The organism is Microbacterium sp. MYb62, assembly GCF_002979475.1.
Taxonomy (GTDB): Bacteria; Actinomycetota; Actinomycetes; order Actinomycetales; family Microbacteriaceae; genus Microbacterium.
Genome location: NZ_PCOY01000014.1, coordinates 14,190 through 35,681 on the forward strand (window position 1 = coordinate 14,190; position 21,492 = coordinate 35,681).

General features: G+C 70.0%; 14 protein-coding genes. 3 read left to right on the plus strand and 11 right to left on the minus strand.

The window, feature by feature from the left end:
• Window positions 1–158: 158 nt before the first annotated feature.
• From CQ042_RS13735 to CQ042_RS13765, 7 genes are all read right to left on the minus strand, one after another.
• Window positions 159–926 carry an ABC transporter permease gene (locus CQ042_RS13735; RefSeq protein WP_105671014.1) on the minus strand — a complete coding sequence of 256 codons (768 nt, stop codon included), beginning with the start codon at window positions 924–926 and terminating at the stop codon, window positions 159–161.
• Window positions 923–1,702, minus strand: coding sequence for an ABC transporter ATP-binding protein (locus tag CQ042_RS13740; protein WP_105671015.1), 780 nt, complete (start codon window positions 1,700–1,702; stop codon window positions 923–925). Before CQ042_RS13740 ends, CQ042_RS13735 begins: the two co-directional genes overlap by 4 nt.
• Window positions 1,699–2,070 (minus strand): DUF1048 domain-containing protein, encoded by a 372-nt coding sequence (locus tag CQ042_RS13745; protein ID WP_105671016.1) that lies wholly within the window; start codon window positions 2,068–2,070, stop codon window positions 1,699–1,701. Before CQ042_RS13745 ends, CQ042_RS13740 begins: the two co-directional genes overlap by 4 nt.
• A 2-nt stretch (window positions 2,071–2,072) precedes the next feature.
• Window positions 2,073–2,435 (minus strand): PadR family transcriptional regulator, encoded by a 363-nt coding sequence (locus CQ042_RS13750; protein WP_105671017.1) that lies wholly within the window; start codon window positions 2,433–2,435, stop codon window positions 2,073–2,075.
• A gap of 255 nt (window positions 2,436–2,690) precedes the next feature.
• A complete protein-coding gene (locus tag CQ042_RS13755; protein ID WP_105671018.1) occupies window positions 2,691–3,404 on the minus strand; it encodes a LysM domain-containing protein in 714 nt (237 codons plus the stop codon).
• A gap of 50 nt (window positions 3,405–3,454) precedes the next feature.
• Complete coding sequence (locus CQ042_RS13760; protein ID WP_105671019.1) at window positions 3,455–4,093, minus strand: response regulator transcription factor; 639 nt, start codon at window positions 4,091–4,093, stop codon at window positions 3,455–3,457.
• A complete protein-coding gene (locus tag CQ042_RS13765) occupies window positions 4,081–5,313 on the minus strand; it encodes a sensor histidine kinase (protein ID WP_105671020.1) in 1,233 nt (410 codons plus the stop codon). The genes CQ042_RS13760 and CQ042_RS13765 overlap by 13 nt, the downstream gene beginning before the upstream one ends.
• A gap of 108 nt (window positions 5,314–5,421) precedes the next feature.
• Here CQ042_RS13765 and CQ042_RS13770 point away from each other — a divergent pair, with 108 nt between their 5' ends.
• The 3 genes from CQ042_RS13770 to CQ042_RS13780 all read left to right on the plus strand — a co-directional run bounded on the left by CQ042_RS13770 (window position 5,422) and on the right by CQ042_RS13780 (window position 14,216).
• Entirely contained in the window at window positions 5,422–6,189 is a 768-nt protein-coding gene (locus CQ042_RS13770) for an ABC transporter ATP-binding protein (protein WP_105671021.1), read from the plus strand.
• The gene (locus CQ042_RS13775) at window positions 6,189–8,738 is read left to right on the plus strand and encodes an ABC transporter permease (RefSeq protein WP_105671022.1); all 2,550 of its coding nucleotides are present in this window, start codon (window positions 6,189–6,191) and stop codon (window positions 8,736–8,738) included. Before CQ042_RS13770 ends, CQ042_RS13775 begins: the two co-directional genes overlap by 1 nt.
• Window positions 8,739–9,035: 297 nt before the next feature.
• Window positions 9,036–14,216 (plus strand): isopeptide-forming domain-containing fimbrial protein, encoded by a 5,181-nt coding sequence (locus CQ042_RS13780; protein WP_105671023.1) that lies wholly within the window; start codon window positions 9,036–9,038, stop codon window positions 14,214–14,216.
• An 86-nt stretch (window positions 14,217–14,302) separates the two neighbouring features.
• On the opposite strand, the gene CQ042_RS13785 is transcribed toward CQ042_RS13780, so the two are convergent.
• From CQ042_RS13785 to CQ042_RS13800, 4 genes are all read right to left on the minus strand, one after another.
• Window positions 14,303–16,780 carry a LuxR C-terminal-related transcriptional regulator gene (locus CQ042_RS13785; RefSeq protein WP_105671024.1) on the minus strand — a complete coding sequence of 826 codons (2,478 nt, stop codon included), beginning with the start codon at window positions 16,778–16,780 and terminating at the stop codon, window positions 14,303–14,305.
• Between the two features lie 225 nt (window positions 16,781–17,005).
• Window positions 17,006–18,577, minus strand: coding sequence for an MFS transporter (locus CQ042_RS13790; RefSeq protein WP_258132253.1), 1,572 nt, complete (start codon window positions 18,575–18,577; stop codon window positions 17,006–17,008).
• Window positions 18,574–19,920, minus strand: coding sequence for a M20/M25/M40 family metallo-hydrolase (locus CQ042_RS13795; RefSeq protein WP_105671025.1), 1,347 nt, complete (start codon window positions 19,918–19,920; stop codon window positions 18,574–18,576). Before CQ042_RS13795 ends, CQ042_RS13790 begins: the two co-directional genes overlap by 4 nt.
• 85 nt (window positions 19,921–20,005) lie before the next feature.
• Complete coding sequence (locus tag CQ042_RS13800) at window positions 20,006–21,487, minus strand: anaerobic C4-dicarboxylate transporter family protein (protein ID WP_258132254.1); 1,482 nt, start codon at window positions 21,485–21,487, stop codon at window positions 20,006–20,008.
• Between the last annotated feature and the right edge of the window lie 5 nt (window positions 21,488–21,492).

The following is a 21,492-nucleotide window of genomic DNA, read 5'->3' on the forward strand; positions in this document are numbered from 1 at the left end:
CATCCTTCGAATCGCGCAGATGGTTCCGAAAGCCGCACGAAGAGGACCATTTGCGCGATTCGGGTGGAGCGGTTCGGCCGACCGCCCGCCGAGCGCGGCGAAACGCCCCGGCCGGGTCGAATGACCCGGTCGGAGCGTCCCGTCTCGCTGGGCGAAGATCAGCTGACCTTCTTCCGGTAGGAGATGATCGCGAACACGTAGGCGACCACGAGGATGCCGACGCACCAGGCGAGAGCGACCCAGATGTCGTTGTCGACGGGCTTCTCGGCGAACAGCGCCTGGATGGTGTTGACGATCGAGGTGACCGGCTGGTTGTCGGCGAACCACTGCACCGGAGCCGGCATGGTGTCGGTCGGCACGAACGCCGAGCTGATGAACGGCAGGAAGATCAGCGGGTACGAGAACGCGCTCGCGCCGTCGACCGTCTTGGCGTTCAGGCCCGCGATGATCGCCAGCCAGGTGAGTGCCAGGGTGAACAGCATCAGGATGCCGATGACTCCGAGCCAGGCCCAGAAGCTCGCCCCGGTGCGGAAGCCCATCAGGAAGCCGACGCCGAAGATGATCGCCAGGGTGATGGCGTTCGCCGTCAGTGACGTGAGCACGTGGGCCCACAGCACGCTCGATCGGGCGATCGGCATGGAGTGGAACCGCTCGAAGATGCCGCTCTGCATGTCGGTGAACAGCCGGAACGCCGTGTAGGCGATGCCGGATGCGATCGCGATGAGCAGGATGCCGGGGAGCAGGTAGTTCACGTAGTTGTCGGTGCCGGTGCTCTGCTGGAGTGCACCACCGAAGACGTACACGAACAGGAGCATCAGCGCGATCGGGGTGACCGCCGTGGTGATGATCGTGTCGGGGCTGCGGAAGATGTGCCGCATGGAGCGGCCGGTGAGTGTCGCCGTGTCGGCGGCGAAGTGCGTGGTCATGCTGCGTCCTCCTTCTTTTCCGAGGCCCGGGGGCCGATGAGGGTGAGGAAGATCTCCTCGAGGGTGGGCTGCTTCTCGACGTACTCGACCTTCGCGGCCGGAAGCAGCTTCTTCAGGTCGGCGAGCGTGCCGTTGGCGATGATGCGGCCCTCGTGCAGGATCGCGATGCGGTCGGCCAGCTGCTCCGCCTCGTCGAGGTATTGAGTGGTCAGGAGCACGGTGGTGCCGGTGTTCGCGAGTTCCTTGACCACGTCCCACACCTCGATGCGGGCTTCGGGGTCAAGGCCAGTGGTCGGCTCGTCCAGGTAGATGACCTCGGGGTGTCCGACCAGGCTCATCGCGATGTCGAGCCGGCGACGCATGCCGCCGGAGTACGTGCCGACCTTGCGGCCACCGGCATCCGTCAGGCGGAAGGTCGCCAGCAGGTCGTCGGCGATCTTTCCGGCGTCTGGCAGGTGCCGCAGCTTCGCGACCAGCACGAGGTTCTCGCGTCCGGTGAGGATCTCGTCGACCGCGGCGAACTGCCCGGTGAGGCTGATCAGCTCGCGCACGCCGACCGGGTTCGCGGCGACATCCACACCCTGCACGGTCGCCGTGCCGGCGTCTGCCCTCAGCAGGGTGGAGAGGATGCGCACCATGGTGGTCTTGCCGGCGCCGTTCGAGCCGAGGAGGGCGAAGATGCTGCCCTTCTCGACCTCGAAGTCGACGCCGCGCAGCACGTGCAGATCTTTGTAGGACTTCTCGATGCCGCGCACCGAGATGGCGGGGTTCGTCATGACTCGTTCTCCTTCTTCTTCGCGTCGTCGAACGCCTTGATGAGGCGCGCGCGCTCCTTGTCGATCCACTGCCGTCCGCCGTACGCCGCTGCGTAGTTCTCGGCGAACTCGACGGGGTCGTCGCCGACGATCGCGCTGACCGGCGTGCCGTCGATGGCGGCGCGCTCCCACAGATCAGCGATGTCGAGGAACATCTGCACGATGGTGTCGCCGTCGGTGACGCCGCCGTAGTACATGTTGTAGCGCTGCTGCGCCTTCGCGACCTCGCGGTACGGCTCGGGCAGGGCGTTGATGCGGGCCTGGGCCTGCTTGTACTGCTTCTTCTCCTCGAGCGATCCGGTGATTGCTTCGATCCACTTTGCGGCCATGGTCAGTTCTCCTTGTTGTCCGTGTTGCGTGTGCTGTCGGTGTTGGTCTTGTTCAGCTGTGCGATGTGCTGCGCGAGGAAGTCCCAGGTCTTCCAGAACTCCTCGAGCTCCTGCCGGCCCTGCGCGTTGAGGGTGTACACCTTGCGGGGCGGCCCCTTCTCGCTCGGGACCTTCTCGACGTCGACGAGGTTCTTCTGCTCGATGCGCACGAGGAGTGCGTAGATCGTGCCCTCGGCGATGTCGGTGAACCCGTGGTCGCGGATGCGTGTGGTGATCTCGTACCCGTATGCCGGCTGCTCGGCGAGGAGGGCCAGAACGATGCCCTCCAGAGTGCCCTTGAGCATCTCGGTCATCTGCTTGCCCATCAGGTCCTCCTTTCGTTTCGGTTGGTACTCAGTGTTGCTGGGTACCGGTACAAAGTAACACTGAGTACCGGTACTTAGCAACACCGAATACCAAACTTTTTCCAGAAGGGTGCGAGACCCCTTGCGCGCACCTGAACCCACCGCCGCATGCGCCCGCCCGATGGGCCTCGGCGCGACCGAGGGGTCTCGCGGAAGAAGGGACTTCCCGGCGCGCGGGAATGACCGCCGACGGAGCGGCAGTGCGGGAGCGCGCTGTTACGGGAACATCCGGCGGAGCAGCGACAGGTCTTCGTTGCTCAAGGCCTGGGTGATGACGGCGGCCGTCTCCGGAGGCATGTCCTTCTCCAGACGCTGCCACAGCCACCGCGCGGCACCCAGGTCTGCGGTGGTGACGGCGGTCGAGAACGCCGCCACGCCGTCGTAGTAGGGGATGGTGGAGGAGCCGGGCTCAGCGTTGTACGGCGAGTACGGGTCGACGAACGGGATCGTCGGGTCCGGACGAAGGTAGAGGATGTCACCCGGGCTGATCGTCTCGGCACCGCGGACGTGGTTGAAGCTGCCGACGGTGACGTAGTCGACGCAGAAGCGCTCGCCGATGGCGATGAGGCTGTCACCGGGTGCGACTTCGTAGGAGAAGATCTCCCCCTCCGCATCGCGGGTCACGACACCGTTCGCCAACGCCGAGGCTCCCATCTCGACGAGATCGCCCCGGAGTGCCGCATGCATCACGGAGCCGTCATCGCTCCCGATCTCGATCCGCGCACTGCTGGTGCAGTCGCCAGGGCCGGAAGCGGGAACGATCGTGCGCTCCGCTGCATCGTCGTGCCCGGCAGCCGGAGGAGTCGCCTGCTCCGTGGGGGCGGACACCCGCGGCAGCGCGTCGATCATCGCCGGGGCAGCGAGTGCGACCACGCCGGCGACGACGACGGCGGCGACGGCGGCAGTGGTGATCTTTGCGGAGCGTTTCATCCAGGTCAGCTTGGCAGCATCCGGCGCCGCAGCACCAGTGCGGATGCCGGTCAGCTGCGCAGGTACGCGAGCACGGCGAGCACGCGCCGGTGCCCGCTGTCGCTGGAGGCGAGGCCGAGCTTGGCGAAGATGTTGCCGATGTGCTTGCTCACCGCGGTCTCGGTCACGAAGAGCCGCCCGGCGATGGTGCCGTTGTCGAGGCCTTCGGCCATCAGCCCGAGTACCTCGCGCTCGCGGGGCGTGAGGGTCTGCACCGGGTCGTCGGCACGACGGCGGCTCATCAGCTGCGAGATGACCTCGGGGTCCATCACCGTGCCGCCGGCGGCCACGCGGTGCAGGGCGTCGACGAACGAAGCGACCTTGCCGACGCGCTCCTTGAGCAGGTAGCCGAGTCCGTCGGCTCCGGCCGCCAGCAGCTCACCGGCATAGCGGTCCTCCACGTACGCCGACAGCACGAGCACGGGGAACCCGGGGCGGCGGGCACGCGCCTCGGCTGCGGCCTTGAGCCCTTCGCTCGTGAAGGTGGGCGGCATCCGCACATCGACGACCGCGGCATCGGCCTCGTCGAGCCGCGCGAGGAAACCCTCGGCGTTGTCGACGGCCGCCACCACGTCGAATCCCTCACTGCGCAGCAGCAGGGCCAGCCCTTCCCGAAGCAGGGTGTCGTCTTCGGCGATCACGATCCGCATGGCAGCTCCGCTCTCAGGATGGTGGGTCCGCCGACCGGGCTCGTCAGCTTCAGCACACCCTCGAAGACCTCGATGCGGCGGCGTATGCCGGCGACACCGCCGCCGGGGCGCTCGATCGCTCCACCCACGCCGTCGTCCTCGACCGTGATGAGGAGCACTTCGCCCTCGCGCGCGACCCGCACCGCGGCGCGCGTCGCCTCGCTGTACTTGCTGACGTTCGTCAGGGCCTCCGCCACGACGAAGTAGCCGGCCGACTCGACGGCCGCCGGCACCCGCCCGATCTCGCTCGCCTCGATCGTGCAGGGCACGCCGCTGCGCCCGGCCAGCGATGCCAGCGCCCCTTCCAGCCCGAGCTCGTCGAGGATCGGCGGATAGATGTCGTGCACCGTGCGGCGAAGCCCGGCGAGGGCATCGGTCGCGGCATCCTGCGCTCGCCGCAGCGGTTCGAGCACATCGCCGCCGGTCTCCTGGGCGCGCTCCGCGATCCCGAGCATCATCACGACGTTCACCAGGCGGTTCTGCGCGCCGTCGTGCAGGTCGCGCTCGATGCGGCGCAGCTCGGCCGCGTGGGCGTCGAGCGCGGCGGCACGGCTGAGGGTCAGGGCATCGACGCGTGCGGCCAGGCGTGATTTCTCGGGGGTGGCGAGCAGCTTCGCCGACACGAACGACACCAGGCGCGCGACGGCGGGGATGAGGAACACCGACAGGATCGCGTATCCGAGTGCGACCAGCGGCTGGGTCGCCGCGAGTTCCCACGATGTGACCGGATAGGGCGAGCCCACCGGGTCATCGGCCGGAACGAACTGCCAGTAGTAGGTGACCGCCAGCGTGTTGACCGCGGCGAGGGGGAGCGAGATCGTCAACAGGGAGACGAACAGCACGGGAAGACCCTGCACCGCCAGCCACAGCACGTCGCGGCCGGTGGCGCGCGAGAGCGCGAAGCGCCGGCGGGCGTCGATGGTCGAGGCCGACGGGAGCACCTGGCCGATCGGCGCCAGCACCTCACCCCGGTACGCGCCGACCCGGCGACGATTCACATCCGTCCACCGGTGCAGGCCCTGCACGACCTCGGGCATCAGCAGCACGCCGCCGGTGAGGATCATGAAGGGGAGCAGGACGATTCCCAGGCAGAGGAACACCACGGAGGCGATCGAGACTCCGGCCTCGACGGCCAGGTATCCCCACGCGCGCAGCCAGCGACGCCACCATCCGTCCTTCACTCTCACAGTCTGCCCGAGCGGTCGCGACGGCACGGTATAGCCAGCACCACCATCGATGCGGCAGGAGGCGGGATGGGAGGCCGAACGGCCCGTCCCTAGCGTCGAATCATGACCTCCACACCACTCGCCCCGGCCGTCGACGCACGGCCCTCCGAAGCGCTGCGGCTGCAGTCCGTCGTCAAGACCTACGGCTCCGGTGCCAGCCGCGTCACCGCTCTGCGGGGCGTGGATCTCGCCATCGCGAAGGGCACCTTCACCGCGATCATGGGCCCCTCCGGGTCGGGCAAGAGCACCCTGCTGCACAGTGCCGCTGGACTCGACCGGCCGAGCAGCGGGACCGTGCGCCTGGGCGGGACCGAGATCTCGAAGATGAAGGCGCGACAGCTCACAGCCTTCCGTCGCGACCATGTGGGCTTCGTGTTCCAGGCCTACAATCTGCTGCCGGCGCTGAACGTGGAGGACAACATCACTCTGCCGCTGCGTCTCGGCGGTCGACGGCTCGAGACGCAGTGGCTCGACTTCCTGTTGGACGCCGTGGGTCTCACCGAGTACCGTCACCGGCGCCCGTCCGAGCTCTCCGGCGGTCAGCAGCAGCGGGTGGCGATCGCGCGCGCTCTCGTCACCCGGCCGCACGTCGTGTTCGGCGACGAGCCGACCGGTGCCCTCGACTCGCGATCGGGCAAGCAGGTGCTCGACCTGCTCGCGCACACGGCGCGGGAGCTGAATCAGACGGTCGTGGTGGTGACGCACGACCCCGTGGTCGCCTCGCACGCCGATCGGGTGATCTTCCTCGCCGACGGGGCCTTCGCGGGATACCTCGACGGCGCCGACCCCGCACAGATCAACGACCGTATGAGCGCATTGGGGGAGTGGTGATGTCGGGGCCGCTCGGCCTGGGCCGAATCGTCGGGGCGGATCTCCGCCACCACCGCGGCAGCTTCGTCGGCGTGGCGGTCGCGGTGTTCGTCGCGAGCGCGCTGGTGACGGGCCTCGGAGTGCTCGTCGAATCCGGCATGCGCGGAGGGCTGGCGCCCGAGCGCTACGCCGCGGCCGATGTGGTCGTGGGTGCGCCGCAGCAGGTGGATGTGCCGGAGGACCTTCCGGTTCCGCTGCGGGAGAGGGTGCCGCTGCCTGCCACCGCTGTCCGCGACATCGCCGCCCTCCCCGGAGTCGACCGCGTCGTCGTCGACGTCACGGTTCCCCTCGCCCTGCACACGACGGATGCGGATGCCGGTGCCGACGCGGATGCCGGTGCCGTCGGTGCGGCCATGGTGGAGGCGCATCCCTGGGAGGCCACCGCGCTGACCGGGTTCGCGCTGCGTGACGGGAGGGATCCCGCGGCAACCGACGAAGTCGTCGTCACCGCAGGCAGCGGTCACGCCGTGGGCGACACGGTCGTCCTGGCGCACGGCGGCATCCCGTCGGAGTACCACGTGGTCGGTGAGGTCGCGGCGCCGGTGGCGCCGGAGCGAGCCACGCACGTGTTCCTCAGCGCGCAGCGCATCGAGCAGCTCGATCCGCGCGATGGCGCCGCGCAGGCTCTCGGAGTGTTCGCCTCCGGGGCGGACCCCGAGCAGACGGCGACCGCGATCCGCGAGGCCTTCCCGACCCTGACCGCCCGCACCGGCGACGCCCGCGGCGACGTCGAGTTCCTCGACTCGGGTGCGGCACGGTCCACGCTCGTGGCCATCGGCAGTGCGTTCGTCGGCACCTGCATCCTCGTGGCGATGTTCATCGTTTCCGGCACCCTGTCGTTGTCGGTGCAGTCGCGCCGTCGCGACTACGCGCTGCTGCGGGCCGTCGGGGCGAGTCCGTCCCAGGTGCATTCCCTCGTCGCCCGCGAGGTGCTGTGGGTCGCGGCGGTCGCGGTGCTGCTCGGCATCGTTCCCGGATACCTGTTGTCGACCGTGCTGCAGTCGGCCTTCGTCGCCGGGGGAGTGATCCCCGGCGACTTCGCCCTGGCCGTCGGGCCCCTCCCCGCGGTCGGAGCGGTGCTGCTCGTCCTCGCCTCCGCCTGGGGTGCGGCGCGCATCGCGGCCGCGCGGGTCGCCAAGCTCGACCCGATCGAGGCGCTGCGCGAGTCGGCGACGGGCACTCCGGCGATCGGTCTGCCGCGCATCATCACCGGCATCGTCCTCGCCGCCGCGGGGATCTCCGTCTCGACCGTGCCGCTCGTGGTGCGCGGGCAGATCGCCGCCGGTGCGGCGGCCGGAGCGGCGATGCTGCTGATCATCGCCCTCGCCGTCCTCGGCCCCTGGCTGGTGTCGCTGAGCGTCCGACTGCTCGGCGCGGTGCTGCGTCGGCTGTCTGCGGCGGGCTTCCTCGCCTCGGCGAACGGCGCGGCGAACAGCCGGCGCCTGGCATCGGCGATCCTGCCGATCGCTCTCGGGATCGGTCTGGGGCTCGTGCAGATCGGGGCGCCGTCGATCATCGCGGCGGAGGCGGCGACGCAGGCTCAGGCCGGCGTCATCGCCGAGCTGCGGGTGACGGCGCCGACCGGCCTCGCCACGGAAGCGCTCGACGCGATCCGCTCGACGCCGGGTGTGACCGAGGCTTCGGGGGTCGCGCTGAGCGCGGCCGTGCTCGATTCGCACGACCTCGAGGGCAAGATCGAGCGCACGGAGCATGTGCTCCAGGGCATCGATCCCGGCGCCGTCGCGCAGAGTCTCGACCTGCGTGTGCGCGAGGGCACGCTCGCAGACCTCGACGGTGTCAACACGGTCGCGGTGAGCACGGACGCCGCGCAGAGTCTCGGGGTGGGCATCGGCGGCACGGTCGTCGGGCGCCTCGGCGACGGCTCGCCTCTCGAGGCCACGGTGGTCGCGGTGTACGAGCGCGGTCTCGGCTTCGGCGACCTCACCATGGCCGCCGATGCGGTCAGGGCCCACACCACGGCCGGTCTCGACGCCTTCGCGCTCGTGGCGGTCGAGGAGGGCATGACGAACGAGGTCCGTGCGGCGTTGAGCGAACGCGGCCTGCTCGTGGGCGACGGATCCGGGCAGGAGGCCGCCGGCGCGGGTGCGCAGTCGCAGCAGGGGTGGGTGAACCTCGTCGCGCTGCTGGTGATCCTCGGCTACATCGCGATCGCCGTGGTGAACACGCTCGTGATGGCGACAGGCGAGCGCTCGCGCGAACTGGCGCTGCTGCAGCTGATCGGCTCGTCGCGCGGGCAGGTCCGGTCCATGATGCGGATCGAGGCCGCGCTCGTCGCGGTGATCGCCATGGTGTTCGGCGTCGTCGTGGCCATCCCTCCGCTCATCGGCGTCAGCATGGGCATCTCGGGACAGCCGCTTCCTGCGCTGCCGGTGGTCGGCTCGCTGGCGATCGTGGGGGCGATGGGTGCGCTGGCCCTGGTGGCGATGTGGGTCGGGACGACCGCGACGATGCGCACGCGTCCGATCGACGAGATCGGCTCGCGCCAGTAGGGCGATCGGGAAGGGGCGCACCGGAGCATCGGCGCGCCCCTTCTCGCAGGGGGTCAGGAGACTGGGGTCCCTGGGGTCGGGAGTCAGGGGGCCATGGGGTCATAGGTCAGGGGGGTATGGGGTGAAAAGTCGGGGTGATTTCTCCCCGATCGGCAGGATCGCGTCTCGGGGCCCGGGCAGGCTGGCGATGGCCCGGACCGAGTTCACCATGCCCGAATGGTGCTCGGCGGTCGCCTGAGGGGGCGGGGCTTCCGCGCGCGAATGCGCAGCGGTGAAGCGATGAATGGGGAGATAGTCATGGCGATTCGTGTTGCCCGCGAGGACCACACAGCCGATGGCCTTCCGCCGGAGCGGCGCAGCCGCTGGCGGGGGCGCGTGAGGAAGCTGATCGGGGGATCGGTCACCACGGCGCTCGTCGCCTCCTCGATGATCTTCGTCGGCGGCACGCTGACGGCGGCTCCGGCGGCAGCGGCGGAGCCGTTCCTCTGCACGCCGGGGGCGGTCTACGTGCAGAGCGCCACAGAGGTGCGCGAATTCTCCGTGACGGAGCAGGGCGGCACGCTCGGCACCACCACCATCGGCGTGAACCACTCCAACAACGGCCTCGGCATCTCCTCCAGCGGGCGATACGCCTACACGGTCACCAACGCCGCCGGCGCCAAGGTGCTGGCCAAGCACGATCGCTTCACCGATGCGACGACCCGCACGTCGTTCGACCTGCAATCCTCCGTGCTCCGCGGCGCCGTGCACCCCGACACGGGCGTCTACTACTTCGCCAGCGGCACGGCCAACGGTGGCATCAACCTGTACGCGTGGGACGAGAGCGTCACGCCGCAGAACTACGTGCAGGTCGGCACGCTCCGCCCGACGGCCGGCAGCAGCGCCTTCGGTGCCAACGGCGACATGGCCTTCAGTGCCTCGGGTCAGCTCGTCCTGGTCGCGGACCGGTTCATCTATTCCGCAGACCTGCCGACCACCCTGCAGCCGAGCGCGGCGACGATCGACGCCAAGCAGGTGCACGACATGGGCGCCGGGGTCGAGGGCAACGGCATCGCCTTCGGAAACCTCGGGCACATCTTCGTGTCGGTCGGCGGCGCCGATCCGCGGATCATCGAGGTCGATCTGCCGCGCGGGCAGACGGTCAACTCGACGAAGATCCCCGGCTTCGCGCCCACCGACATGTCGAGCTGCACGTTCCCGAACACGCTCACCCTGAAGAAGGACCTCCCCGAGGGCCGTCACGCCGCCACGGACCAGTTCGCACTGCGTGTCGAGTCACCCGCCGGCTACCAGGTCGCGCAGACCGACGCCACCACGCGGGGAGAGCGCACCGGGCTGCAGCCCGACTACGCCGGACCGGTGTTCACCAACCAGGGCGACACTTTCCAGCTGTCCGAGGCGGTGTCCGGCACGTCGGATCGCACGCGGTACGACGAATCGCTGGTCTGCGTGCAGATGAATCCCAACGGGACCACCACTCCGGTGGCCGTGACCGCCTCAGGAGAGGTGACACAGCCCGCAGGCCCGCATGGCACCGACGTCACGTGCACCTTCACGAACGTCCGCCTCGTACCCGGGCTCGCTCTGCGCAAGACCTCCGATCCCGCCGACGGCGTCGCCGTGCAGGCCGGCCAGCGCCTCACGTACACGATCGAGGCCGAGAACACCGGAAACACGATCCTCGACCCCGTCCGCGTGACCGACGACCTGTCCGGCGTGCTCGCTTTCGCCGAATATCAGGGAGACATCGCGACGAAGATCGACGGATCCCCCGTCACCTCCGGCGCCGCGACCGTCACGGGCGACGAACTCGTCTGGACCGGTGCGCTCGAGCCCGGTCAGGTACTCACCGTGACCTACTCGGTGATCGTCGACGACGGCGTCGAGGGTGAGCGGATCGCCAACAGCGTCACCGCCTCGGGCACCCCGCCCGGCACCCTCGCTCCGCCCGTTCCCCCGACCGTGACCACCGAGCACCCCGTCGCAGGCTTCACCGTCGCCAAGACCTCCACCCCCGCCGCGGGAACGGTCGTGGAGCCGGGCCAGACCATCGAGTACACGGTGACCGGGACCAACACGGGCGCCACCACGCTGAACCCCGCGTCGATCGCCGACGACCTGTCCGGTGTGCTCGCGCACGCCGCCTACAACTCCGATATCTCGACCTCGGTCGACGGCACGACCCTCACCACGGGCGCCGCGACCATCACCGGCGACGACCTCGCCTGGACCGGCGCACTCACACCCGGGCAGGCCGTGACGATCACGTATTCCGTGACCGTGGATGCGGAGGCCTCCGGGGAGATCCTGAAGAACTCCGTCACCGGTACCGCGACCCCGACCACCCCGAAGCCCGGGGACCCCGAGGGGCCGGAGGTGCCGGGCGAGCCGATCGTCCCGCCGACGGTCACCACCGAGCACCCGGTCATCGGTTCGGGCTTCACGATCAGCAAGTCCGCCGACCCGGCATCCGGCACGGCCGTCTCCGCCGGAGACACCGTCACCTACACGATCACCGGCACCAACACCGGCGACACCGACCTCGATCCGGCTCGGATCGTCGACGACCTGTCCGGTGTGCTCGACAGCGCCGACTACAACGACGACGTCACCGCCGACCGTGGCTCCGCCACCGTCTCCGGCAGCACGCTGACCTGGACGGGCGATGTGCCCCGCGGCGGGTCCGTCACCATCCGGTACACCGTGACGGTCGACGCCGGCGTCGAGCAGGCGCTACTGCACAACGTCGCCACCGGTACGGCCACGCCGCGCATCCCGGTGGACCCGGCCGATCCCGGTGGGCGCACGACCCCCGGAACGCCGATCGTCCCGCCCGCGGTGGAGACGAACCACCCGGTCGTGGACAGCGGCTTCGAGGTCTCGAAGTCCGCCGATCCCGCTTCCGGCACAGCCGTGCGCGCGGGCGACACCATCGCCTACACGATCTCGGGCGTCAACACCGGCAACACGACGCTCGACCCGGCGACGATCGTCGACGACCTGTCGGCCGTGCTCGCGCACGGGCGGCTCGGCGGCGTCGTGACCGCCTCGACCGGCGTGGTCTCCCTCACCGGCACCACGTTGACCTGGACGGGTGCGCTCGCTCCCGGCGCCCGCGTCGACATCACCTACACGGTGACGGTCGACGAGAACGCGACCGGCGTGCTGCTGCGCAACACCGCGACGGGAGAGGGTACGCCTCTCATCCCGGTCGACCCGACCGACCCGGACAGCCCGACGACTCCCGGCACCCCGCTGACGCCGCCGCCGTCCACGACGGAGCACCCGGTCGCCACCCCCGGCTTCACGGTGACGAAGTCGGCGGACCCGGAGTCGGGAACGCGCGTCGATCCCGGCAGCGTGATCACCTACACCGTGACCGGCACGAACACGGGTGACACCGTGCTCGACCCGGCCGCGATCGCGGACGACCTGCGCGCAGCGCTGGCCCACGCGTCGTACAACGACGACGTGTCGGCCACGCGCGGCGATGTCAGCGTCGCCGGCGGCGCGCTCGAATGGAGCGGGAAGCTGCTCCCGGGGCAGGACGTCGTCATCACCTACTCGGTGACCGTCGATGCGACGGCCGGCGGTGAGACGATCTCCAACACCGCGACCGGCTCGGCGACCCCGCTGATCCCGACGGACCCGAGCGACCCCGGCAGCCCGACCACGCCGGGCACGCCCATCACCCCGCCGCCGTCGACCACCGAGCACCCGGTCAACGAGCCCGGCTTCACGTTCGCCAAGTCGGTCGACCCGGCAGCGGGCACGGCCGTGGATCCCGGTGATGTGCTCACCTACACCCTGACGGCCGTCAACACCGGTCAGACCGTGCTCGACCCGGTCGTGATCGCGGACGACCTGTCCGGCGTGCTGCCGTACGCGTCGTACAACGACGATGCCGCCGCGGTGATCGCCGGGCTACCGGCCGGTGCGGTGGTGCTCGACGGCGCGAAGCTCAGCTGGGCCGGTGCACTCGCGGTCGGTCAGACCGTCACCGTCACGTACTCCGTGACGGTCGGGGCGGATGGCGCGGGTTCCGTGATCGAGAACAGCGCGAGCGCGACCGCGACCCCGCCCGGCGGCTCGATCATCACCCCGCCGCCCGGCACCACGACGAACGCCGTCAACCTGCCCGGATTCTCGGTGTCGAAGAGCGCCGACCCGGCGGCCGGTGAAGCGGTCGACCCCGGCAGCGTCATCACCTACACCGTGACCGGCGTGAACACCGGCGAGACGGCCCTCGATCCGGTCGTGATCTCGGACGATCTCTCCGGAGTCCTCGCGCACGCCGACTACAACGACGACGCGACCGCCACGGTCGGCACCACGGCGGCGACCGCCCCCGTGGTCACGGGCGACCGGCTGTCCTGGACGGGAAGACTCCAGGTCGGTGAGACCGTCACGGTCACCTATTCCGTGACCGTGCAGGCGGATGCCGGAGGCACGGTCCTCGAGAACTCGGCTTCGGGCTCGGCGACCCCGCCCGGCGGCGTGCCGCCGATCGAGACGCCTCCTGCCACGACCGAGCATCCTGTCAACGAGCCCGGCTTCGAACTCCGCAAGTCGGCCGATCCCGCCTCCGGGACCCGGATCGATCCCGGCAGCGTCATCACCTACACGGTGACCGGCGTGAACACGGGTGAGACGGCTCTCGCACCGGTGAGCATCAGCGACGATATGTCGGGGGTCCTCGCCCACGCCGCCTACAACGGCGACGCCACGGCGACCGTGATCGACGGCTCCGCTCCGGCGCCGCTCGTGGAGGGCGACGAACTCACCTGGGCCGGCGCACTCGCCGTGGGTCAGCGCGTCACGATCACCTACTCGGTGACAGTGGACGGCGACGCGGGCGGCGCGATGATCGCGAACACGGTGGCGGGCACCGCCACCCCGCCCGGTGGTGCGGTGGTCACGCCGCCTCCGGTGACGACCGAGCATCCGGTCGGCACCCCGGGCTTCACGTTCGCCAAGACGTCGGATCCCGGATCGGGGAGTTCGGTCGCCACCGGAAGCATCGTCACCTACACGCTCACCGGCACGAACACGGGCGAGACGGGTCTGGACGAGGTCGTCATCACGGATGATCTGACCGGAGTGCTGCGGCACGCCGACCTCAGGGCCGGTGCGACCGCCGTGGTCGCGGACCGCGCGGCGGCTGCGCCCGTGGTGGACGGGAACCAGCTGCGCTGGTCCGGAAGCCTCGCTGAGGGCGAGAGTGTCAGGATCACCTACTCGGTGACCGTGCACGCCGACGCGGCGGGCGCGACCCTGCGGAACGTCGCCGTGGCCGCGGCCACGCCTCCGGGCGGCGAGACGATCACTCCGCCGCCGAGCGCGACCGAGAACCCGGTGCTGACGCCGCTCGCTCTCACCGGCGGACTGCTGGCGCCGTGGGTGCTGGCCCTCGCGATCGCTCTGCTGCTCGGCGGTGCCGTGCTGCTGATCGTGCGTCGACGCCGGTCGCAGGCCTAGCGGTCTCGACGAAGGCCTCGTCCGTCGTGTGCGACGGACGAGGCCTTCTGCGTCTCACCGGCGCGACTGCTCACCGGGACGGTGCCTCACTCGGGCAGCAGTCCGTGGCGTGCCGCCTGCTCCATCGCCTCGGTGCGGTTGCGGGCGCTGAGCTTGCGGTAGAGGCTGCGGAGCTGGGTCTTGAGCGTGTTCTGCGACACGCTGAGCTCGGCGGCGATGGTCGGCAGAGGCGCTCCCGATGTCAGAGCCTGCAACACGACCTGCTCCCGGGATGACAACCGGGGTCGCGAGGCGAAGGACGGCAGCGCCGATCGCAGGGGGAGCGCCGCACGACCGGTCGGGTCGAGGTCGTCCCGCACGACGCCGAAGTCCTCGGCGCTCAGGAGTGCGAGCGGAGTCGTGAGCTCCCGGTCGATGAGCTGCAGGCCCAGCGTCTCCGTCGACGGCTGCGCCGCCGCAGGCGACACCTGGTGCAGGGCGGCGCTGTTCACCGCGGCGGCTTCGGCGCGTTCTCTGGCGGTCGCTGGTTGCAGGCGGGTGTGTGCCAGAAGGCGGACCACGTCGGCGGCTCTGCCGTCGACGAGGGCCAGGCGTGCCCGCTCGAGAAGAGTGCCGAAGCGATCGGGAGCCGCATCCCGTTGCACCGCGCTCCTCGCCGCGCTCAGGTCGCCGAGGGCGAGGTGCAGGAGTGCCCGCGGCCGGAAGAGCGCCTGACGCACATGGGTGGCGCCCGCCTCCTTGCCGCGGAGGCGCGCGAACGACTCGAGGCGCTCGAGCCCCGCAGCGGGTTCGCCGTCATGCAGGGCGACCCAGGCCTCCACGGTGGCCATCGTCGTCCAGTGCTCGCTCGTCGCCCGGTAGGGCTCGAAGAGGCGGACATGCCGCTTCGCCTCCGCCAGGTCACCTTCCTCGACCGCGAGCATGGCCTCCGCCACTCGGTAGAAGGATCCGCGATAGCTGTCGAGGAGCGCCGGGTCCCAGTCGCCGTCGCGGATGAGGGCGACATAGCGCCTGGCCTCGGGCAGGTCCCCGTGCAGGGCGTGGACTCCGCCGAGAAGGCAGAGGCCATGGAAGGCGTTCGCGTTCCCGTGCACCGCCGCGAGTGCCGTGGCCTGCTCCCAGAGGTGCACGGCCTCCTCGTGCTGTCCGGCGGCGTAGAGCGAGATGCCGAGGTGCGTGCACAGGAGGGGCATGTCTCCGGCGTACTGCTGCCACTGCGACTCGGGGATCTCGGCGAACAGCGCCACGGCGCGGGCAGCCACCTGCCCGGCGCGCTCCGGTCGCCCGATGACCCGCAGCGACGCGCTCTCGGCGGCCCAGATGAAGATCCGCTCCGTCGCCGAGAGGGTGGTCCGACGCGCGTTCGCGGCCGAGATCGCCATCCGCAGCAGCTGGAGCCCGCGCGCGCGTCGAAGCCGACTGGGTTTGAGGCACATGCCCAGCAGCATGGCGACGAGGGGCTCCTGCTTGAACCTGGCCACCGGGATGTCGCCGAGCAGCTCGACGACCGCGTGCCGATCACGGTGGAGCAGGTGGTTCCATCCCGACATCGTGACGTGTGTCGCCAGGCGCAGGTCGTCGTCCTCCACGGCGAGGCGCAGTCCCTCGAACGGGATGCCTCGGCGTACCGCTCCTTCCGCCGCGATCCGTCGCAGGGCGGAGACCTCGTCGGCGAAGGTCCGGCGGAGTTCGCGGCGCAGCATTCCTCGTGCCAGCGGCGCGAGCGCGAACGAGCTGCGTCCGTCGGTCGCCCAGCGCCCGAAGCCGAACATCTCGGCCTGGTCGAGGGTGTCCGCGATGTCGGGATCATCGGTGAGCGCCACGGCGAGTGGAAGGTCGACGGTGTCGGTGATGCTGATCCGCAGCAGCCCGTGCAGAGCTTGCGGGTCGAAGGCGCATTCGGCGAGCCGCGCTCGCAGGTAATCCTCGATCGCGGTGGTGGCGGCGTCGAGCGCCGAGGGGTCCACATCGGTGCCGCGGATCGCCAGGGCGCGGATGAGGGCAGGGAACCCGCCGGTCGCCTCCCGGACGACGGCGGCCGTCTCCGCGTCGGCGCCGAGCGCGCGGCGCACCTCGTCGGTGTCGAACATGAGGTCTTCGGGAGCCAGGATCGTCGTGTCGATCACGAGGTCGAGGCCCTCGCTGTCGAAGGGGCTGGGGCGGTTCGTGGCGACGATCAGACGGGCTCGCGGGGCGGTCGCGACGGCGCGACACAGGGCGAAGACACCTTCGCGGTCGACGGCGGCCGCGTCGTCGAGCACCACGACCAGCGCGCCCTCTGCGCTGCGTAGACGTGAGGTCGCGGCATCCCAGCCTTCGTTCCTGTCGGCGGGGTGCGGATGATCCCCCCGAGGCAGTGCCTGCAGCAGTGCATGGGCGAGAGCCTCACTCGTCGCGATGGCGGGCGTCACGGTGACCCACACGACTCGGGAAGCGGTCGTGGAGGCCCACTCGACGAGAGCCGTCGTCTTGCCCGAGCCGGAGGCCGAGCGCAGCAGCGTCAGGGGGATGTCGGTATCGAGTGCGGCGTTCAGCCGGGGTCGTCCTATGGCGTGCGCCGACACCCGCGGTATGTGTCCGTCCCCTTGCGCGCCAAAAGCCGACACCGTACCTCCCCAGGTCCCCACCCCTACGATATTCCGAAATCTCGCGGCCACAAGCCGCGACCGGCGAGCCGGGAAAGATGGGACGGAAGGGAGGGGGAGAAGTGCGGTGGATGTCGACGGGCGGTGCGCGTGCAGAGCAGTGCTCCTCCGATCCTCGAGAAGGAGACGGTGACGGAGGCGGAGTCAGGCGGGGGCGAAGGAACGGCCGGGCGACGTCTGCCCTGGGTGGGTCAGCGTGACCCCGTCCGCGGCCCGTGCTCGTCGTCTTCCCGCGTGACCGGGATCGCGATCGTGTGGGCGGTGCTCGCGGCCGCCGCAGCGAGATCCACCGCGGTCGGTGCGGCGATGCGGTGGCGTCCCATGAGCAGCGAGAGTGCGATCCCGAGGGCACACCAGATGCCCATCGAGATCGACGACCACGACAGGGCGGCCGCCAGCGCATCCGCGTCCGGCGCGCCGGCGGCCACGCGCTTCGCGTCGACCGAGGAATACACCGAGGCGACGATCGCCGTCATCACTGCCGCTCCGACGTAGCGGGCCATGTTCGAGATGCCCGAAGCGGCGCCGATCTGGTTGGCCGGGACGCTCGACGTGGAGATCGAGGATGCCGGTCCGTTCTGGAGGCTCATGCCCGCCGCGACGCCGACGAGTGGAAGCACGAAGAGCCCGTAGACCCACGAGGCGTTCACAGCTGCCAGCAGGGCGAAGGACGCGGTCATGATGATGAATCCGAGGGCGATGGTGACGCGCGCGCCGATGCGGGCCACGACTGGGGATCAGTGGGGCGAGCACGACCGCGGCGGCCGCGACCGGCAGAGTGGCGAGGCCGGCCTGCAGAGGCGAGAGGCCGAGAGCCACCGGGTCCTGGAAGTAGAGGCTGACCACGTACATGATCGCGTTGATCGTGCCCGAGCCGAGGAGGATCGCGATGGTCGCGCCGACGAGCACCGGATTGCGGAGCAGCTGCAGGTCGAGGAGCGGTGCCTTCACGCGCTGCTCCACGAGGACGAACGCCACGACAGCGGCGGCCGACAGGGCGAAGCATCCGATCGTCGCGAACGACGCCCAGCCCCAGGTCGAGCCGTTCGTGAGCGCGAAGATCACGGGAGCGAGGATCACGGCGATCAGCACGGTCCCGGCGAAGTCGATCGAGCGGGTGCGCGCCGGGTCTCTCGACTCCTTCACCGAGGCGAGCGTGAGGGGGATGCAGGCGGCGGCGATCGCGGCGTCGATCCAGAACAGGCCCTGCCACCCGGTCGTGGAGGCCAGCACGCCGCCGACGAGCGGACCCACGGCCGCGCCGATCGCCGAGGCTGCGCCCCACAGCGTGACGGCACGCAACTGGGCGGTCTTCGTATGGGCGGCGGCGATCAGACTCATCCCACAGGCGAGGATCGTGGCGCCGGAGGCCCCCTGGATGCAGCGTCCGGCGATGACCATCAGGCCGTCCTGTGCGAGCGCGATCATCACACACGAGGCGATGAACAGCGCCAGCCCGATGAGGAACAGCCGACGTCGGCCGAACACGTCTCCCAGTGCGCCCGAGGTCACGATCGTGGCCGCGCCGATCAGCGAGTACCCCGTCACCGCCCACTGCAGGGTGTCGACCGACATCCCGGTGTCGGCGGAGATCGCCGGAAGCAGGATGGTCACTGCCGACGTGTTCGCGTTGACGACGAGCGTCGAGATGCAGGTGACGAGCAGCACTCCGACGGCGAGGCGGGCACTCCCCTCTTTCGCCGTCGGAGTGCTCATGCCGCGCCCAGGCGACTCAGCAGGAGGGTCTGCACCGCGATCATCCGCGCGATCTCAGCCGGGTCCACCGACTCGTCGGCCGCGTGGATGTTCGCCTTCGCGGTGTCCTCCGCCCCCCAGAGGATGATCGCGGCCGAGGGCGCGACCTTCTGGATCGAGGCGACCAGAGGGATCGACCCGCCGGAGCCGATCGCCTCGACGTCGCCGCCGTATACGTCGGCGAGGGCCTGCTCGGCGGCGGTGACCACCGGGGCGTCCATGTCGACGGCGAACGAGTGGCCCGTCTTCACTTTCGTGACTTCGACGACGCAGTTCCACGGCGGGTCGGCGCGCAGGAAGTCACGCAGCGCGTCGAACTGCGCGTCGCCGTCGGCACCGGGGACGGTGCGCAGCGAGAGCTTCGCGGTGACCTCGGGCAGCAGCACGTTCGACGCCTCCGCGGTGTTCGGGATGTCGAGACCGAGGACCGTGACAGAAGGCTTCGCCCACAGACGGTCGGCGAGCGAGCCGGTGCCGAGGTAGTCGACGCCGTCGAGGATCGAAGAGGCGGCGTGATAGACGTCGGCGTCCATCGCCGCCCCCGGCCAGGCACCGCTGTCGATGCCGGGGATGTTCGTGTCGCCATCGTCGTCATGCAGCCGGTCCAGGAGGCGGATCATCGCCGTCATCGCATCGGGTGCGGCGCCTCCGAAGAGTCCGGAGTGCACCGCATTGCCGAGTGTGCGCACTGTGACGGTGCAGGCCACGTCACCGCGGAGGGCGGTCGTGAGGGTCGGACGTCCGACCGCCTGCGGACCCATGTCGGCGATCACCGCGACATCGCACGCGAACAGTTCGGGGTTGGCCTCGACGAACTCCTCCAGGTGCGAGATCGTCTCCTCCTCGCCTTCGATGAGGATCTTCACGCGGCACGGAGGATCGCCGGCGAGCAGCTTCAGGGTTCCGAAGTGGATCGCGAGACCGGACTTGTCGTCGGCCGAGCCACGGCCGTAGATCCGACCGTCCTGGCCGGTGGTCGGCACGAACGGGTCGGTGCTCCACTTCTGCTCCGGGGGCGCCGGCTGCACGTCGTAGTGCGCGTAGAGCAGGACCGTCGGAGTGCCTTCGGGGCCGGGGAGATCCGCGTACACGCACGGGTAGCCGCCCGGTACGTCGAGCAGCCGCGCGTCGGTGGCCCCGGCCTCGGTGAACAGGTCGACGACGGCCTGACCCATCGCATGCACCGGCTCGGGGTCGAAGCCCGGGAAAGCGATCGACGGGATGCGTACCAGGGCGGCGTGACGCTTCAGCACGGTGGGCATGATCTCGGCCGTCGCGGCGACGGCCTCCGCTGAATCTCTCATCGGATTCCTCTCTGCAGGTTCGCGGATGCGCGTGGTCTCCTCGACGCGCTCCGGGTCTTCGATGTGCTCACGGTCTTCGATGTCCTCAGGGGACGAGCAGCTGGATCACCAGACCCGCGGCCACGGTCCCCACCCAGGCGACGAGCATCGGGATCGTGAACGAGTGCCAGACGGGGATCTGCGACAGCTTGGTCGACCCTGTCAGATCGGTCTCGACCACCGCGATCTGAGAGCCGTTCGCGGGGAACAGCCAGACGCCGACGAGCGACGGCCACATCGCGGTGATGACGCCGGGTCCGAGGCCGGCGGCGAGGGCGATCGGGATGATCGTGTTCGTCGTGGCCGACTGGCTCGTGGTGAGGCCGGCGACGAGGAAGAGCACCACGGCGAGGAACAGCGGCGCCACATCGATGAACCCGCCGAGGGGCTCGATGATGGTCTTCTGGTTGGCGGAGATGAAGGTATCGGCCATCCAGGCGATGCCGAAGAGTGCGATGGCGGCGACGAAACCCGACTTCAGCAGCGACTGCTCCACGATCGCCGCGGGCTTGACCCGTCGGACGAGGATGATCACGAGTGCGGCCGTGAACATCAGCATCTCGATCACCGGCGACATGCCGATCGGCTCCATCGCGCCGTCCTCGCCGGTCGGGAACGACGGTCGCAGCACGGGGAAGAGCCCCATGAGCACCACCATGAACGTCGCGCTCAGGAAGATCCACGCGGCCGTCGCGCCACCCTTCGGAACGACGTGCTCGATGGCCGCGGGGCCCCCGGGCGGTGGAGCGGAGCCCGATGCGGAGCCCGATGTGTCAGAGGTCGTCGAGGCGCCCGAGTCTCCGGAGCTCGCGGCTGCTGTGGAACGGACGGCGATCCCCCGCGACGCCGCCTCGCCGGCGAGGGCGGCGGGGATCTCGACCCGGCCCTCTTCGACGCGCTTCAGGAACTCCGGGTCGTCCAGCAGCTCCTTGCCGAGGCGCTGCTGCACGAACGACGTCAGCAGGCAGGCGACGATCGCGGACGGCACCGTGATCGCGAGGATCTTCACGAGCGAGAAGCCACTCGGCTCGAGCAGCACGAGGTATGCCGCCATCGCCGCAGACACCGGGCTGGCGGTGATGCCCAGCGCGGAGGTGACGGTGGATGCTGCGAGGGCACGCTCCGGTCGCTGGCCGTTGCGATATGCGGTCTCGTAGATCACCGGGATCAGCGCGAAGTAGATGTTGCCCGTGCCGGCGAGGACGGTGAAAAGGAAGGAGACGAGCGGGGCGACGTACGTCAGCCGACGCGGATTGCGCTGGATGATCTTCGACGCGATGGCGACGAGATAGTCGATGCCGCCGGCCGCCTGCATCGCCGCCGAGGCGGTGATCACCGCGATGATGATGAAGAACGCATCCACGGGGGGCGATCCGGGCGGCAGGCGGAACGCGAACACGAGGACCAGGGTGCCGGCGACGCCCCAGAGTCCGAGACCCACGCCGCCGGTCCGCACACCCAGCACGATCGCTCCGATGACCACACACGCCTGAGCTATGACGAACAGCGCTTCCACCGCGACCTCCATGGGTA